The sequence below is a fragment of the Bacteroides sp. 14(A) genome (genome assembly GCF_000526555.1).
Lineage (GTDB): Bacteria > Bacteroidota > Bacteroidia > Bacteroidales > Bacteroidaceae > Bacteroides > Bacteroides cellulosilyticus.
In genome coordinates this window covers 262,250-280,521 of record NZ_JAGH01000001.1, presented here as the reverse complement: position 1 = coordinate 280,521, position 18,272 = coordinate 262,250, and the positions used below count along the sequence as shown (strand labels likewise).

9 protein-coding genes are annotated in these 18,272 nt (G+C 44.8%); 2 read left to right on the top strand and 7 right to left on the bottom strand.

Annotated features, from left to right (window positions below; translation table 11 throughout):
- Window positions 1-86: 86 nt before the first annotated feature.
- The 7 genes from K429_RS0100990 to K429_RS0100960 form a co-directional block, all read right to left on the bottom strand.
- Window positions 87-1,340 (bottom strand): L-rhamnose isomerase, encoded by a 1,254-nt coding sequence (locus K429_RS0100990; protein WP_007210555.1) that lies wholly within the window; start codon window positions 1,338-1,340, stop codon window positions 87-89.
- Between the two features lie 66 nt (window positions 1,341-1,406).
- Window positions 1,407-2,864 carry a rhamnulokinase family protein gene (locus tag K429_RS0100985; RefSeq protein ID WP_025725752.1) on the bottom strand — a complete coding sequence of 486 codons (1,458 nt, stop codon included), beginning with the start codon at window positions 2,862-2,864 and terminating at the stop codon, window positions 1,407-1,409.
- Between the two features lie 119 nt (window positions 2,865-2,983).
- The gene (locus K429_RS0100980; protein ID WP_022209528.1) at window positions 2,984-4,507 is read right to left on the bottom strand and encodes a glycoside hydrolase family 28 protein; all 1,524 of its coding nucleotides are present in this window, start codon (window positions 4,505-4,507) and stop codon (window positions 2,984-2,986) included.
- A 37-nt stretch (window positions 4,508-4,544) separates the two neighbouring features.
- Window positions 4,545-6,374, bottom strand: a complete 1,830-nt coding sequence (locus K429_RS0100975) for a silent information regulator protein Sir2 (protein WP_025725751.1) — start codon at window positions 6,372-6,374, stop codon at window positions 4,545-4,547.
- A 149-nt stretch (window positions 6,375-6,523) separates the two neighbouring features.
- Window positions 6,524-9,352, bottom strand: coding sequence for a glycosyl hydrolase (locus K429_RS0100970; RefSeq protein WP_025725750.1), 2,829 nt, complete (start codon window positions 9,350-9,352; stop codon window positions 6,524-6,526).
- Window positions 9,353-9,360: 8 nt separating this feature from the next.
- Window positions 9,361-11,892 carry a glycoside hydrolase family 88 protein gene (locus K429_RS0100965; protein WP_025725749.1) on the bottom strand — a complete coding sequence of 844 codons (2,532 nt, stop codon included), beginning with the start codon at window positions 11,890-11,892 and terminating at the stop codon, window positions 9,361-9,363.
- 157 nt (window positions 11,893-12,049) lie between these two features.
- The gene (locus K429_RS0100960; protein ID WP_007210563.1) at window positions 12,050-12,274 is read right to left on the bottom strand and encodes a hypothetical protein; all 225 of its coding nucleotides are present in this window, start codon (window positions 12,272-12,274) and stop codon (window positions 12,050-12,052) included.
- 1,308 nt (window positions 12,275-13,582) lie between these two features.
- Between K429_RS0100960 and K429_RS0100950 the strand changes: the two genes are divergently transcribed.
- On the top strand, window positions 13,583-16,351 hold the full coding sequence (locus tag K429_RS0100950) for a two-component regulator propeller domain-containing protein (protein WP_231501794.1): 2,769 nt from the start codon (window positions 13,583-13,585) through the stop codon (window positions 16,349-16,351).
- A gap of 140 nt (window positions 16,352-16,491) precedes the next feature.
- The gene (locus K429_RS0100945) at window positions 16,492-18,234 is read left to right on the top strand and encodes a family 43 glycosylhydrolase (RefSeq protein WP_007217098.1); all 1,743 of its coding nucleotides are present in this window, start codon (window positions 16,492-16,494) and stop codon (window positions 18,232-18,234) included.
- The last annotated feature ends 38 nt before the right edge of the window (window positions 18,235-18,272 follow it).

Sequence of the window (18,272 nt, the reverse complement as noted above, 5' to 3'; positions counted from 1 at the left end):
AGTGATAAATGATGAGTGTTTAACACAAAGAACCGTACAAAGATACAGCTTTCTCCGCTAAACACTCGTCACTAACCATTAATCCCTCAATTACGTTTCGACGTAACGTCTGCTTCGTATTTCTGTATCTCAGTAATGAATTCCTCACCTACAGGTACACCGTTCTTCAGACAGAACATATCCCAAACAGCATTCCAAGGCAGAGATTTTCCTTCTTCGAGCAGAGCAAGGCGTTCAAACAGCTGATCGTTCGCCTCGTATTTACGCAATGTATCCAGCGGTTCCAACAGAGCTTGCAACACACACTTCTGTGTAGCACGGCTACCTACTACATACGCACCGATACGATTGATAGAAGCATCAAAATAGTCCAAACCGATATGCACGCGATCTAACGCATTACAACGTACGATTTCTTTGCAAAGATCCATCGTCTCATCATTCATTATCGTTACATGGTCAGAATCCCAACGTACCGGACGGCTCACATGCAACATGATTTCCGGAATAAACAGTAACAATGAAGACAACTTGTCGGCAACGCTTTCTGTCGGATGGAAGTGACCTGTATCCAACGTAACAATCTTATTACGGCTCACACCATAACCGATATAGAAATCGTTGGAACCTACCGTATAACTCTCCAGACCAATACCGAATACTTTAGATTCCACACAGTCCTTCATATTCTTGTATTCCACCTCGAAGATACGATCCAAAGAATCCTTCAGTAACTCGCGATATAACATACGGTTTACAGTAATATCCTTACTTCCATCATGCACCCACAGGTTCATGATACAAGGATCGCCCTGGCGTTTACCCATTTCCTCGGCAATAGCACGGCAACGTTTTGTGTGCTCTACCCAGAAATCACGGATTCCTTTATCAGGATTAGCAAGTGAAAGATTACCACTCTTCGGATGAGAGAAGGAGGTAGAGTTGAAGTCCAGCTTCATATTGTTTTCGGCCGCCCATTGTATCCAGCTTTCAAAATGAGCCGGCTCCACCTGGTCGCGGTCAACGAACTTACCGCCGAAGTCACCATAGATTTCATGCAGATTCAAACGATGAGTTCCAGGAATATAGCTGGCTGCCTTCAAGACGTCTTGTCTCAATTCTTCCATATTGCGAGCTTTGCCGGGATAGTTTCCGGTAGCCTGGATACCTCCTGTCAGCGCACCCTGCGCTTCAAATCCGGCTACATCATCTGCCTGCCAACAGTGCAGGGAGAGGGAAATCTTTTGCAAAGCATCCATTGCTTTTTCTACATCTACGCCAATAGCCGCATAACGTTCTTTTGCCAATTCATAGGCTCTCTGGATTAATTCTTCTTTCATGATGGTACTAGTTTTAATTATAAAGTTTTAAGTATTAAGTATTTTCTATTCAGGCGGTAAGGTAAATCAGGCTAACTGCAAGAAGTGCAGATAAGCAGCATTCCATACTTCCACATTTTCCGGGGTGAAGGTTTTCAACGGAATGGAACGGTTGATGAGCTGACGCATGGAAACAACGTCACTCGCCGCACCCGCTGTAAGGGCTTGTATCATGACATTACCGATTGCTGTCGCTTCTGACGGACCGGCCACTACTGGTATACCTACTGCATTGGCTGTCCACTGATTTAATAAATCATTACGGCTGCCTCCTCCGATAACATGCAGGGCCTCTACCGGACGGGGAGAAAGACCGCGCAGGTTCTCCAGCACCTGACGATAGCGCAGTGCCAGACTTTCGAAGATACACCGTACCACTTGCCCTCGGGTCTCCGGTATCGGCTGATGATGGTCAGCACAATAAGTACGGATTGCCTGTTCCATATTCATCGGATTGGCAAACAGAGCATCATCCGGATTTATCAGGCTACGGAACGGTTCACTGGCTTCCGCTTCGGCGATCAGTTCGGGATAAGAGATTTCTTCCCAATCGCAACGGCAGCGTTCCAGTAACCACATTCCACAAATATTCTTGAGTAAACGAATGGTTCCGGCAACACCGCCCTCATTCGTAAAATTTAAAGCTTCGGTTTCTTCATTAATAACCGGTGCATCCGTCTCTACCCCCATCAATGACCATGTGCCGCTACTCAGATAAGCAAAGTTACGATCCAATGCCGGCACAGCCGCCACAGCCGAAGCCGTATCATGCCCGGCAACAGCAATCACCGGAATTGCCCCCAACCCAGTGATCGTTTGTATTTCTTTAGTCAATACACCTACCTTTTCGCCCGGATAAACAAAACGGCCGAAATGCTCTTCCGTCAAACCGATTTCTTTTAACAATGCCGGTTCCAAACGACGCGTTTCAGCATTCACCAGTTGCGCAGTGGTGGCAATGGTATATTCTGTCACCATCTCCCCCGTCAATAAGTAACTAAGGGCGTCCGGCATGAAAAGTATTTTATCAGCTGCTTCCAGTGCACTATCTTTATTACGGCGTAAGGTATCTAATTGAAAAAGTGAATTGAAATTCATGACCTGAATACCTGTCCATCCATAAACTTGCTTACGGGGAACACGGGCGAAGAATGTCTCAGGAGCACCCATGGTATGCGGATCACGATAAGAATAGGGCTGGCGAAGCAATCCACCGTCTTTACCTACGCACACAAAATCCACTCCCCAAGTATCAATTCCGATAGAAGTTATCTGTACATCATCCATGTGGGCAGCTAGTTTCAAGCCTTCCAAAATGTGACGATACAATTCGTAAATATCCCAGTAGTAATGTCCACCGACTTCGATCAGATAGTTAGGAAAGCGGTTTACATCCTGCAATTCCAATCCCTGCGGAGTAAATGTTCCCAATATGGTACGGCCGCTGGTAGCTCCCAAATCAACCGCAAAAAAGCAATGTTTCATGATATTAAATATAATTTGACGATACAAAAATAGGGGAAACCTCCCCTATACTTTGTATTAGTTTTGATTGAAAAGGTGCTGTTTCTGATATTCTTACCAGAGAGTGCACAGAGATCAAATTACTCCTCCACTCCTTCACAATAACGGGTCACTATCTTTTCTCCTTCCGTATTACGAATATTCACATTCTTCATACTGATATTCTTACTATATATAAATTCAGCCCCCAATTTAGAAGTAATATCTATATCTTCCAACACAATACCATCAATCGGCATTTCAGGAATACCATTGAAGAATAAAGCACGGCGGGCTCCGGCGCAAACCAGGTTCTTCACATGAATATTACGGAAACAAGGTGTAGTTTCATCCACTGGCAACGGTTCTACTTTAGCAGGTACCTTCTCACCACTTTCCAACACTTCAACAGCCGATTTGCCACCATAATAAAGATTGAATGTAATCGGCTCCGTCGGGATATCCATCATGGCAATATTACGTATCCAGATATTCTCAACAACTCCTCCGCGCCCACGCTTGCTCTTAAAACGCAAACCGACATCCGTCCCCAGGAACTGACAATTGCTGACAGAGACATTGCGTACACCACCACTCATTTCACTACCAACCACAAAACCACCGTGGCCTTTGAATACTGTACAACCATCTACCACCACATTCTCACAAACACGTCCCCGGCGGCGACCGTCTTCGTCTTTGCCACTCTTCAGACAAATACCATCATCGCCCACATCAAATGTAGAGTTCACAATCAGTGCATTCTTGCAAGATTCCAGATCCAGACCATCACCATTCTGCGCATAACTCGGATTACGAACCTGTACTTCTTCTATCAACACATTCTCACACATCAACGGATGCAGGTTCCATGCCGGTGAATTCTGGAAAATCACACCCTGCAACCATACATTCTTACACTCTATCAGGCTCACCATCACCGGACGAAGAAAATGACGCACACTCTGCCATTCTTCCTCGGTTTTCAGATTCTGAGGAACGTTCATATTACTGATAGTATCCCCTTTCAACGTCTGCGGATAAGGGAACCAGTAGGTGGGACGTTTATATACCCCACCCCGGGCGATAGTCTGTTTCCATACACCTTCTGTTACTTTCTCCCGTTTCAGAGGACGCCAATAATGTCCGTTACCATCAATGGCACCTTCTCCCGTTATCGCTACATTTTCCAGATTACGTCCGGAGACAGGCGATTGGCAACGGCGGGTATCCAATCCTTCAAATACAGTCTCTACCAATGGATAGAGGTCTACATCAGGTGAAAAGAGGATAACAGCACCCTTTTCCAAGTGCAGGTCAATATTACTTTTCAGGACAATAGGACCTGTAAACCAAACACCGGCAGGAACAATCAAATGTCCGCCCCCCTTTTCCGCCAAGGCATCAATAGCCTTGGCAAAAGCCGCCGTACAAAGTTCTTCGCCATTACCCACTGCACCAAAGTCAGCAAGGTTCACCTTGCGATCGGGGAATTTCGGTGCTTCTACCCTTGGCATATCAAAAGGCAGGTCTTTATATACTGCTTCATACTTATACGTTGAAGATTGGCAAGCACTGAGCAACCACAGACACACGGCTGCAATCACATACAATTGTTTCGTCATTCTTAGTTTTTTTTTATTTATAATCAGATATTTATTTCTATTCTCCCAGATAGAAGGAAGGTACGGGCGCCTGCGGATATCCCATGCTGCGATGCGCCACATAGCTACGATAAAGCGGATCTTGCATCAGCGTTACGCGGCGGTCGCGAGCCGGAATATTGGTATGATAGATACGCAACTCTCCCGGCAAAGCAGTAATCAGTTCTTCACGCCAATCACCTTCCAAGTCAGCTATCATCAAGATATCACCTTCGATTCCTTCAGTCAACACTTCTCCCTGCCATTTCCAGATGCTTTGTTTGCGCCCACCTGAAGATGAAGAAGCTCCCCAGCGGTTATCATCTCCTTTAAAAGTCTCACGCAGCAGATCCGCATCCCACCATATCCAATTACGGCAACCGGGTACTTCCGCATTTGTAGTGTTTATTTTCTTGCCATCGGCAGTGAGCAGGTATTTATCCGTGCTGCCACCTTTACGGTCTTCACTGGCAAAACATTCCATACCGGGATGTGAAGAATCAAAATCGGCCACCATACCGTCACCTACATGATAGGTGGTCTGCCCGATTTTCCAGATCAATTTGCCGGTAGCTGCATCCACCACGGAAACACCGCGACCATCCTCTTTCTTCGGCTCACTCACCATAAACACCTGCATACCTTCCATATCAGGATGAAGTTTGCAGAGATAAGCCTTGTCACTATGCCCCAAGCCGGAAGACCAAAGTAACGTACCATTATCATCGAGCATACACGAGCCTAACAGAATCTCATCCCGTCCGTCACCGTCCACATCAGCCGTCACCATGCTGTGCGCACCCATACTGCGCACAATGGGATTTTCTTCATCCCCATCCCAGCGCCAGGCACGTTGCAGTTTTCCGTCTTTCAGCATCCAGGCATCTACCACCATCAGTTTGTAAGTGCCGCGGGCAGCCAATATATAAGGTGTCTTTCCATCCAGATAAGCAACCCCCATTTGGTTACGGTTCTGGCGAATCAGATTTCCATAGCGGTCGTTCCGTTCAGGCCAGTCCACGCGATCTATCTCTTTACCGGTCATGCCATCCAGCACGGAGAGGTATTCACTGCCACCACAAACACGACCTTTTTCATTCTTTACATAGTCATCAGCAGCAGTCTTGATAGCAACTTCAGCTTTCCCATCTCCATTGAAATCGTATACTATGAAAGGAGAATACCAGATTCCCGGTTCGATACCCGGTCCCATATCATAGGTCCAGAGGTAGCTTCCGTCACTCAGGTAAGCTGATATTTTATATGTCTTTCCGGTTGTATCTCCGGGCATACCGGGGTCAACATTCGTTTCGGGAGTACGGATGATATAGTCATAAATACCGTCACCGTTCAAATCCGCTAAAGCGATCTTCCCGGCTTTCACACCCTCTTTCAATGGAATAGAAGTATAAGGCTTCAATTCGGAAAGAATCACTTCCCGTTTCTCCGATAAGGCAGATTTCTTTCCTTTCACCAGAGCTTCCACCCAATAAGACGCCTTTTCGGCAGGAGTGACATCCATAAAGTCACAAGTCTGTGTAAGCGGCTTTTTAGTTAGGCGACGCGCTTTACCGTCAGCTTCCCGATAGACATGAAATGCAGTACCGGGAGCATCCGATGCCAATAACCGCCAACTGAGATAAATACCTTTGCCATCGCGGGCAGGGATTACTGTCAATCCACGGTTCAGATTCTCAGTCACCCGTTCCCGGGCAAAACCTTCCACTAAGGGTTTCGGTTCATGCCTCGGATCAAGTATTTCATAGTAGTAATGCCTCTCGCGAGGGTCCTGGGCATTCAGAGTACTCGCCAACCCAAGCAGGCAGAGCATAATTAGATTCGATTTCATTGATTATCGCTTTAGTTTGAGGATGTACCGGAATCACCACAGATTACACAGATTTACACAGATATAAATATGATTATTAATGATAAAAAAATAATCTGTGATAATCTGTGTAATCTGTGGTGCTTTCCTGTCTCCGAATTATAAAGTTCTCATTTCAAAGTCTGCATAGGAATCAAGTGTACAGGTCCCAGCAAACCGCTTGGAACCGGCTCCCATTTGCCATAATTATCCTTTTTATAATGGATATTCACAATATTGGCATCCTTATAAATACGCCAGGGAACGTCGCGCCGATCCATATCAGCAATACGGTTAGCGGGCAGATTGGTTACTTCCACCTCCAATGTATTCACGCCCGGACGAAGATACTTACCTACCAGACAACGATAAGGAACTGCAATAAGCGTAGCTACCGCCTGTCCGTTGATGCGTACACGGGCACTCTCACGAACATCCCCGAGGTCGAGCATCCACTCTTCGACATCGGCAGGACTCTTCAGTGTAAACGTAGTGGTATAGCAAGCAGCTCCCATCACATTCTTTGCACCTTCGGCAGGAATTTCCGTCCATGAGCCAAGAGATACACTGTCCGGAGTGGCAGCAACCGCAGGGCTTGCCTCTACAAAGCGGAATCCCCATTTATCGGTAAAAGAATAAGTTACCGGAGACGTCTTCTTCACATCGTTCTGCACCACAGGCGTCCAGTATCCATATTCGGGTGCAGAAACGTCCTGGTCCGCGAACGTCTTCAGGATAACAGATTCACCGGATGCCAATTGCAGGAACACTTCCGTCCTGCCATTATTTTGGCGCAACCGTGCCTTACCGGAGGTTCCGTTCATTGGATTATAAAGCATTGCCGAACGTGCCTGCACAGCCAAAGGTATCCAGTTTTCGGTATCTTCTGTTTTCAAAGCAGAGATGAAATAGTGGTGTCCTTCAGGATGCGAGCGGCGAATGCTGCTTAATCCGAAAGTTGTTTTCATCTCTTCGGGAACAGCATCAGTGGCGGCCAGTGTACGAGCATAATCTGTTCCAAAGAGAATATGTCCCTTTCCTTCCCGCTCCTTTATCTGTGCCAGCGCCTTATTGAACTCAGTACGGCGTCCTTCCAAAGTATTCAACCCCGGCACATCTTCCGGATATTGCTCCAGAAAGACAATCGTAGCACCTTCATCTGCCAGACGAAGCAGTTTCTCCAGTACATCGGCAGGCATCAGGCGGGCACCGGGAACTACCAGCGCTTTATAAGAGACACCACCGGAAGTCAATATCTTGCCGTCCTGACACATGGCATTACGGATGAAGTTATCAGAAATATAGTCCATATCATATCCCGCACTATAAATACGATGCACCGCCTCTATAAAACGGGGAGCACGCTTTGCCATCTTATGAATATCGAAAAGCAACAGACGCCCGTCCTGTTCATCCCACATATCGTATACAGGCAGATAAACCAGGAAGTCATTATCCGGTTGTCCCATTTGCAGGAAACTCTGGCAACGGGTGACATAATCGAAAAATGCAGGGGCATCCCGCCAAATATTATTCGTAGGACTCATATCAATGGAAGCATAGAACTTCCAACCCGGCCAGGCAGCCTCAGCGGGCGAGTAAGTGGTTCCATGAAAATACATGTGATTCACACCCGAGATAAACATCAGGTCCATATCGGGTTTGCACTGCGAAAGTGAAGTGCGGAAGTGCTCTGTCAGCCAAGTGAATGTTTCTGAAGTAGTGAACGGTTTTCCGGCAATATGCGCTGCCGAAGAAGCATATTTCAGCATGGAAAGATCAGAGTCGTTGGGACGCGTCAGCGAATCCTTACGCAATCCTCGGATACCGAAGTCGGACAGTCCGAACCCCTCACATTCGGGCACGTCGACCGTCGCATAAAGATCTATCAGATTACCGGGAGAACCGTGTGCCTGGTTACGGGTACGTGAACCATGTTTGTGCGCCCAGTCCGTCCACTGGCGGGTGAAGTTCTCCTGAAGCAGTTCGGCAAGAGTTTCGCGGTAATCGGAGATAATGCGACGGGTAGTCTCTGTCCGGTCTTTCGAAAGGAAATCCGGAAGAAAGTGTTCCAGTTTATAGCCACGACGGCGGGCAAACTGTTCAAAAAGGTCGTCCGTCCAGTCGGCACCGTAAACTTCATAAGAGTCATTGAAAAAATTATGCGGATACTCTGTTGGAGTTCCGGCAGAACCATCAGTCGCCTTTCCGGCAAAAGCCCGTTCAAACCGGTTCAGATAATTGGATACTGCTTTTGCCGAAAAATGGTTCATCACATATCCTTCACCACCGGGAGCTGCACGCTTCACTTTCTGAAATGTTTTACCTACGAAAGCGGCAATCAGCCGCCACTCCCCTTTCGGAGCCTTCCATACCAGCTTTCCGTTCTCTATCTTCGAAGTCAGGTCATAGCAACGCACAGCCTTTTGTTCTTTCGAAGTAGCAGCGTCAGTCAGCACTCTGAAAGCCATCAGCTTACACAGTTTGGCATACGGACGTTGTTTTTCATCCGTCACTTCTATCTTTGCTTTCAGGCGTTCACCACCCTTCAGTGTATATTCTTCAATCAGCAATTTACAGGCAGCATCTTCTATACCCACTTCCGGGCCACCGAAAGGCCAGCCCGTACCTGTGTTCATATCAATCTTCATACCCAGGCGTGCAGCTTCACTTTCCGTATGGCGTAACATTTGCATCCACCCGGGAGTCAGGAACTGAATTTCGTTTGCATCATTACCCTGCACCCCATAGATAGGAGTAACTTCCATCGTGCCCATCCCGGCTTTGGAATATGCTTCCAGATTGCGGGTCAGGTTAGCCGCATCTACCGCACTCCCCATCCACCACCAGCGAGCCCCCGGTTTAGCTTCCGTAGTTACTTCAGGCCACGCTATATTTTGTGCGGAAAGGGTCCCGGCACAGAAAGAAGCAAAGATTATTGCCAATAAATTCTTTTTCATGATATATACTATTTATTCAGCTCCAGACAGCCCATAATGAACGGTCCTGTTGCTTTTGCATCATTATCCCGCATCTTCTCACCGATATAATATTCGAAGCTGCCATCGCGATACGGATGTCCGCCCAAGCCGCCCACCTGGCAGCAACGTGTCAGTGTCAGCGTACCATCCTGGCGTTCTACCATCAGTTTACTTTTCAATCCCTTGAAAGCCTTCTCAGCCACAGCACGATATTTCGGGTCAATATACCCTTTATTCACAGCTTTTGCATAAGCATACATGAATTGCGTGGTCACAGATGCTTCCGGGAAGTTTCCTTTCCGTTTCGGCTGGTCGAGTACCTGATACCACAAACCATTTTTGTCCTGATAAGCGGGCAACACTTCAGCCAGTCCCTGTATCCAGCCAATCATCCGGGCACGTCCTTCGTGGTTCTCGGGAATGAAATCCAACGCATCCACCATCGCCATAAACCACCATCCGATACTCCGTCCCCAGAAGTTAGGCGAATGTCCTGTTTCCGGATCTGCCCAACGCTGGCTCTTGCTTTCATCCCAGGCATGATGATAAAGCCCGGTTTTGGCATCATACGTATGTTTCTGGCAAAGCGTAAACTGCTTTACCGCCTCATCAATCCATTCGGGTTTGTTGAACTCCGCACCATATTGTGCGAGGAAAGGAGATGCCATATATAAGCCATCCAGCCAAATCTGATGCTGATAGATCAGCTTATGCCAGTACGCGCCTTCCAGCGTGCGCGGATGGTTTTTCAGTTGCTTAACCAGGGCATCCATTGCTGTTTTATATTTCTCTTTGCCTGTTTCACGGTACAGGTCGAACAAAACCTTACCTGAATTTATATAATCGAGGTTGTATGTTTCCACATGATACAAATGGATTTCTCCTTTATCATTAATCAGCGAATCCGCCCATTGCTCCACATAGTCGAAATAACGGCGCTCTCCTGTCTTCTTCCACATCCGCAACATCGCACAGCAGCCTACACCCTGCGCATATCCAAAGAACAGACGCTTCCCATGATCCAACTGATAGGCTTTCGGAAAACGTACCATTTCCGAATCGGCAAACCAACGGGCATACGAATCCGGCTCCCACGTATCTGTACGGAAAGGAGTAGCCGGGAATCCGGCTTTATTATAAAGATTCACGCGGAAGAAATTGCAATATGCATAACGCACAGCTACCGGCACGGAAACCTGCGGAGCGGAAACTTCCAGTTTGTCTCCCCTGATTAGGGCCGTAGCGGGATAAAAGCGGCGATCTTCACCGGCAACGATAAAACCTTTCACCGGTTCATTGTCCGGAGTCATCAGTCCGTCGTCAGCATAGTCAAAGCTCAATACAGCTTTATTCCCTTCCACCTTCATTGTCTTGAACAACGGGCCGGAATAAGTCACGTCCTTACCATATTGCTTTGCCAATGCCCAGGCAGCCAGACGTTCACCCGTCACTGTTTTATTGCGGGGATGGATATCGAGCGAGTCGCCCGCATCAGTGATAACTGCCATACCCACATTCTTGAGTCCGCTTTGCCAGGTCCGGAGTTGGGCTTCGCGGATAGTAGCCGGCTGTCCGTAGTGCGGAGCTATCTGCACAAAGTAGAATGGCATATCCGGCTGTTTCCATTCCTTACGCCAACTGTTTATCATATTGGTGAATACCTGCTGGTATTTATCGGCACGGATAGAGTTTGACTCTCCCTGATACCAGATATTTCCTTTTATCGTATATCCCAGAATGGGATGTATCATACCATTCCACAATGTTGCGGGTACTTTACAATAGTTTTTCTGTTGCTTCACGCCTTCCAATGCAAAGTCTTTCAGCACATCGGCATAAAGCGGATTTTTCTTCATTACATCCAGCTTTGTCCATGACTCCGCATGTGTTCCGCCCCAGGTAGACTGAATCAACCCTACGGGCATCTTCAGCTCTTTATATAACTTACGTCCGAAGACAAAGCCCACAGCCGAAAAGTCATACAGGTTCTTCGGATTGCAAACCAACCATTCCCCCTCACAGTCGTCCAACTCACCCTCGTGCGCCAATTGGTGTTTCACATGGAACAGGCGGATTTCCGGATAATCAGCATCCTTCAGTTCTTCCGCTTCATTCAGCATTCCGGTATTCCACTTCACATCCGGATGACGCGATACGGGGAACTCCATATTACTCTGTCCCGTACAAAGCCAAACTTCACCTATTAATACATTATTAATGGTAATCTCATTTTCACCGCTCACCGTAACGGACTGGTTGGTTGTTGCCTTCGGTGTCTTCAGTTTCACGGTCCATTTACCATTGGCCGCAGCCTTGGCAGTCACAGGTTTATCCAGCCATGATGCTTTAACCGTTACTTTTTCTCCGGGCGCAGCTTTCCCCCACACATTCACCTGTGTGTTTTGCTGCAATACCATGTTGTCTGAAAAAATAGCAGGAAGTGTTACCTTTGCTTCTGCCGTGAGAGAAGCAATCAAAACGAATACAAGAAAAATAGAAAATCCAAGAAGCTTTTTCATGTGCCTTTAATAGTTTATAGATTCACATAGATTATTTTATAGAACATGCCAATACCTGACGGCACAAAAATAGGGGTTTCCACCGAAACCCCTTCTTTATATTTTGATAGTTTTCTTATTGCTTTTGTCGTTTCCATAAAAACAGAATTGGCATTATCTATCCCTTTATCTTCAGCCAGCCCCAAATCGTTTTCTTTCGGGAGATGCTAAGTAAAGCAGCCCCCATCAAGCAACAGGCACAGCGTAACTCTTTATTGGAAAGTTTATTAAGATTATCAACAATACCGGGTAAAGGGTAGTTCTCTTTAAAAAAGGAAAATACATCGGCTGAGTTTTCTAAGTCGGTTTTCATTTGGCAAGTGCAAGTAAAAGGTTCATCCATCGTGTTATAAGTTTTAAAGGTTGATGTCGCCCCTATACCTCTATAATAGAAGTGGCGTAAGAGCTATTAACATATTATTTAATTCAAAGGCTCTGGTAAACCCGCAAGCAAATAATAAGCAATAGCTCCACGCCAGAATGTATATAACAAAGTTATATGCAACTCAGACGTGGAGACCTTCACTTATTATCCGTGCTTTTAAAAATTTACCAGACTTTTTGAATTACGAATAATAAAATGATCTCCAAATCATAAACATATCCCTTCACCACTGAAGAAATATGCAACAAAGATACACAAAATATCGGAATAGATATCATAGGATACGGCAATTATCATTTAGCGCATTATGATAGAGAAAACGACTCCACCAACGTTTTAGAAATAATGTTCCCGACCGGAATAACGCAATCTAAGTATTGTAGAACGGTATGTTAAAGATACAAATGCCTATTTATCCCATACAAAAACAACGCAAACAATAAATTTCTTCTATTGGAAAAATAGTTCTCTATTTCCTACATCCTACACCGGAGACTTTTTTCATTTGATTATCAGACAAATAGATGCGTGGAGAATGATGTAGAATGGTGTAGGCAAATTTCATCCTACACCCCAAAAACAGGCTTTCAAAGCACTTTTTCTATTACAACCAGCTAATAATCAGACTCTCAACACGTTTTTTCACATACCTTACGCACATCCCCGTAAACACCTCTCTTTTACAAGAAAACAGAGGATATCTCTGCATTATTCTTCAAAAAACCTTCCTGATTCCTTTCATATCATAATATTAGGCGACGAAAAGAACTTGAAAATCCTGTTGCGAGATCGACAAATCCCACAATAGAATACTTAGGAACAATAAGAAAAATGGAAAGAAGGTCCTATGAAAACCCAACTTAGCCTTATTGTTTTTGTTCCTTTGCCCGTAACAAAACTTCGTTTCACAGTTGAGGGCTCTACGTTTTACAGTTGAGGGCTATCGGTCCCACAACTGCGGGCTGCACAGCCTTCAATTGAAAAACGAGATTTTGCTTATAGCATAATAACATTAACATTAAGGCTTTAGGAGAAAAAGGAAGGAGCATATCAAGTTTTTCCTCTATCATTCAGCTTTCTATATAACGAGATAATGAAGTCTAACTCCTGCAAAGCGCTCTTTCTTATTTGCTTTACGGTGCAGGATTCATCTCCGTGAAACTCTGTGTTACTCCGTGGCGAATTAATTCATAACTCAATAGATATTTATTATCTTTGCTACAGAATTTCTAAACAACGAATGCTCCTTTAATGAAAAAGTTCCAAATGATATTACAAGAAAGAGTCAAACTGCTGCTGTTTGTCTTGCTTTCTATTAGTTTGAACTCTTTCTCTACCAATACCAAATTCTACAACATCAGTGACACCTATGGCATTACATCAGGAGAAGCATTTTCCATCTGTAAAGACCAGTATGGTTTTATCTGGACCTCCACCAAAACCGGCATTTTAAGAGTGACTGAAGGCGACTGCCGCAATTATGAACTTCCCTGCCGAACCACAGATTTTGTATTCGTAAAGCTGACTTATAGCAATTCACAACTATTCTCCTACACCAATAACGGCCAGATATTCCATTATGACGAACCTACAGACCAGTTCTTCTTCCTGACAGACTTGCGGGAAGAAACCGATAATAGCCACATTACAATAGGAACCATCGTTGCCGATACAAGCAATGTACTTTGGATTGCTTCCTCGATCGGACTCTTTAAATATGAGAATAACATACTTACAAAAATCCCACAAACGGAAGAGGACATAAAGCATCTCACTTTTTATGACGGCAATCATTTATTCTATATTACATCGGCAGGCATTTCACTACTGAATATTTCGACATCAGAAAGCCGGCTTCTTTACTCAAACATTACGGAAGATTTCTTTCAGGTACCCAGCCTGTACTATGACGACCAGCTAAAACGTCTATGGATTGGAACCGGATCGGCCGGGCTTTTCTACTATGACATCATCCGGAAATCTTTATCAGATATCCCTATCAGAAACTTTCCGAAGCAACCCATTCTTGCTATCAGAAAGGATGCCAAAAACACCCTTCTGATTGGTATTGACGGACAAGGTATCTGGAACATCAGCGAAAAAGGAGATACAATTCTCCATATATATAAGGAGGACCTGAACAATCCTTTTTCACTCCGGGGTGACGGAGTATATGATATTCTTTGCGACGGTTCAAAAAACTGGATAGCCACATTCACCGGAAAGCTGTCTTTCTTTGAAAACAACAACTCCCAGATCACACCGGTCACTTACCAGATAAACAACCCAAACTCCTTAGGAAACAATTACGTCAACCAGATCATTGAAGATCACGAAGGGCATATATGGTTTGCTACAAACAATGGTGTAAGCCGCTGGGATGCAGCATCCAACAAGTGGAAGCATTATTACCAGAATAAATCGGAACAGGCAAAGGTATTCTTATCTCTATGTGAAGATAACCAGGGACATATCTGGGCAGGAAGTTATTCTTCCGGCATCTATCTATTGGATCGTGAAACCGGAAAAACGCTGAAACATTACTCCTCCAAGACCAACACTCCCGGCTTTACTGGCGATTTCATCTTTGACTTTTTCGTGGATAAAGAAGGAGACGTGTGGATAGGCGGCAACCAAAAGCTATCCTGTTATCTGGTAAAAGAAGATCGTTTCCGTGAATATCCGGTCCAGCCCGTCAGCGCGTTTGCCGAACTTTCTCCGGGGAAACTGTTGCTTACAACCTCACGTGGTTTGTTGTTGCTGGATAAAAATCAGGGAACGGTGGAAACGTTAGTTGAAGGCAGTCTGACTCAGGACGTAGTAGTAACCGGCAATACAATATGGGTTGCCACTTGCAGAGACGGCCTGATAAGATATGACTATGACAAACAACAAACAGAGAGATTTACAACGGAATCCGGCCTGACGTCCAACTATGTGAACAGTATCTTATTTGACAGCGGTTTCTTATGGATTGGTACAGAACGAGGCTTGTGCCGGCTCAACATCTTAGATAATACAATCCAACCCTACACATCGGTCTATTCCCTTTCAACCACGACTTTCTGCGTCAACTCCTGTACGCGGCTGAAGAATGGCAAGCTGATCTGGGGAACAAGCAACGGTGCAATCATGTTTGCGCCGGAACTGATTCAGGAAACCCCTCCACGAGGAAATATCTTTTTCCAGAATATCACCGTAGCAGGCCGCTCCATACGCACAATTCCCGGTTTATTAAACAATACTCCCGTCAATCAACAGAAGAATCTTTCCTTAAACTACACTCAGAACAATTTCATGTTAGAGCTGCTTCCAATAGGGAATTCTTCAGGAAACATGAAATTCTCGTGGCTATTAGAGGGATTGGACGCAAACTGGAGCCGCCCTTCGGAACTTCACTTTATTAATTATACCAATCTTCCGGGTGGAAACTTCAAATTACACATCAGGATGTACGACAGTTCTCTATCACAAATGATTGATGAACGCAGCCTGAACATACACGTCACGCCTCCTTTCTGGAAAACCTGGTGGTTTGCAGCTATCATCAGTCTATGCACCATCTGCTATATCATTTATGCTTTCAAAAGTTATTCGAACCGCTTGAAGCGGAAGAGTACCAATGACAGGCTTATTGCCGATACTGTCCAGGCACTCATGCAAGAAAGAATGGCACAGGCAGAACCGGGCATCCGGGAAGAGCTGCCTGTGCCCCAGAGTAAGCCAAGTGATCCGTTCGTAAGCCGGGCAATTAGCATCATCAACGAAAACATTTCCAATAACGAATTTGGAAAGGAAGAATTTGCCGCAGCCATGAATGTGAGTTCTTCACTTCTATATAAGAAAATTAAAACATTGACGGATCAATCGCCGTCTGACTTTATCAAGACCGTACGGATGAATCATGCTCTCAAACTTCTGCAATCCGGTCAATATACTGTAACCGAAGTTAGCGAACTTTCCGGTTTTTCAAGCCTTAGCATTTTCAGCCGCGCCTTCAAAAGCTATTTCGGCAAAACACCTACCGAAATCTAAGAAAAGCCTCAAAAATAAGGCCGGAGACCATTATGCAGGCCTTTTTTATCTGAAATGCAAAATGAAATATCTAAAATGAAAAGTCCTTTCCCTATCTCCTCCCCTAACTTTGCAGGCAGAACTTTTAAAATATCAGAATAATGAAAAACATGTATCATACCAATCATTCCAAAGTATTATTTCTGCTACTCTCCCTATTATCCATTCTATTGGCAGCATGTAGGGAAAAAGAGAATAAGGTCAAAACAATTTGTAATCCGGTAAACCTAAGTTATCGTTTTTCACTCGACTCTCCGTCCTGGCGTGAGGCAGCAGACCCCAGTATGATAAAATACAAAGGAGAATATTATCTTTTCCTTTCTAAATCCGGCGGTTATTTCCATTCAACAGATCTTGTTCATTGGGATTTAATAACCACTGACAGTCTTCCCATCGAGAAGTATGCTCCCACCGTTATGGAAATGGACGGAGAGATCTACTTCACGGCCTCCGTAGCCACCAACAAAATCTATAAAAGCGCTGATCCCAAATCAGGCAAATGGGAGTTGGTAACCGATCAGTTTCCTTATATCCTGGCAGACCCGATGTTGTTTTACGATTCAGATACTGACAAAGTATATCTATACTATGGTTCCGGTGCAGCCACTCCCATGATGGGAATGGAATTGGATAAAAAAACATTTATGCCCAAAGGGGAAGCCATTCCCTTATTTTACAGCAATGCTGAAAAATACGGTTGGGAAGTATCCGGAGACTATAATACCAATTACAAGCACACTTGCTGGCTTGAAGGCGCATGGATGAACCAATACAAAGGGAAGTATTACCTGCAATATGCAGTACCCGGTACCGAATTCAAAAGTTACAGCAACGGAGTTTACGTATCGGAAAATCCATTGGGCCCATTCACTTTACTCAAACATAATCCTTTCTCTTATAAACCCGAAGGTTTTGTCAACGGAACCGGACATGGCAGCACATTTCAGGATTTATATGGGAACTACTGGAATATCGGTACTTCCACAATCTCACGAAGGCACATGTTCGAAAGAAGGATTTCCCTATATCCAACCTTCTTTGACAAAGATGGGGATGTTTATGCATACACAGCATGGGGGGACTATCCTATGATTGTTCCTGATAAAAAAATATCTTCTCCACAAGATTTATTCCCGGGATGGATGCTCCTGTCTTATAAAAAGAAGGTAGAAGCGTCATCTACATTGGAAGGATATCCTACAGAGAATGCCGTGAATGAAGATATCAGAACATGGTGGAGCGCAAAAACCGCAGACAAAGGAGAGTTTATGACTGTTGATTTAGACCGGAACTCTAAAGTCTATGCCATTCAGGTCAACTTTGCCGACCAGGATGCTACCGCATTGGGAAAATCGGATTCCATATATTACCAATACCGGATAGAAGAATCCCAAGATGGGATTACATGGAATCTGTTAGTTGACAAATCAGAGAACAAAGTTGATGCTCCCAATGACTACATCCAATTGGACAAACCGGCAGACACCAGGTATATCCGTATCACCAATATCTATTTCCCTTCCGGCAAGTTTTCCATCTCCGGCTTAAGAGTGTTCGGGAAAGTGGATAAACCGGTTCCGGCAACTGCCCAATTCACGGAATTAACCAGAAACAACGATAACCGCAGAACCGTAAATCTGAGTTGGAGTAAAGTCAACGATGCTACCGGATACAATATCCGGTTCGGTACACAGAAAAACAAATTATACCATAATTATCTGGTATATGAAGACAACAAGGTATCCATTAACATATTGAACACTGACCAGACTTATTATTTCGCAATAGACAGTTTCAATGAAGCGGGTGTCACTATCGGAAAAGAAATCAAAACCATTCAATAAAATTCATACATTAATATCCACAATAAATATTTGTATTA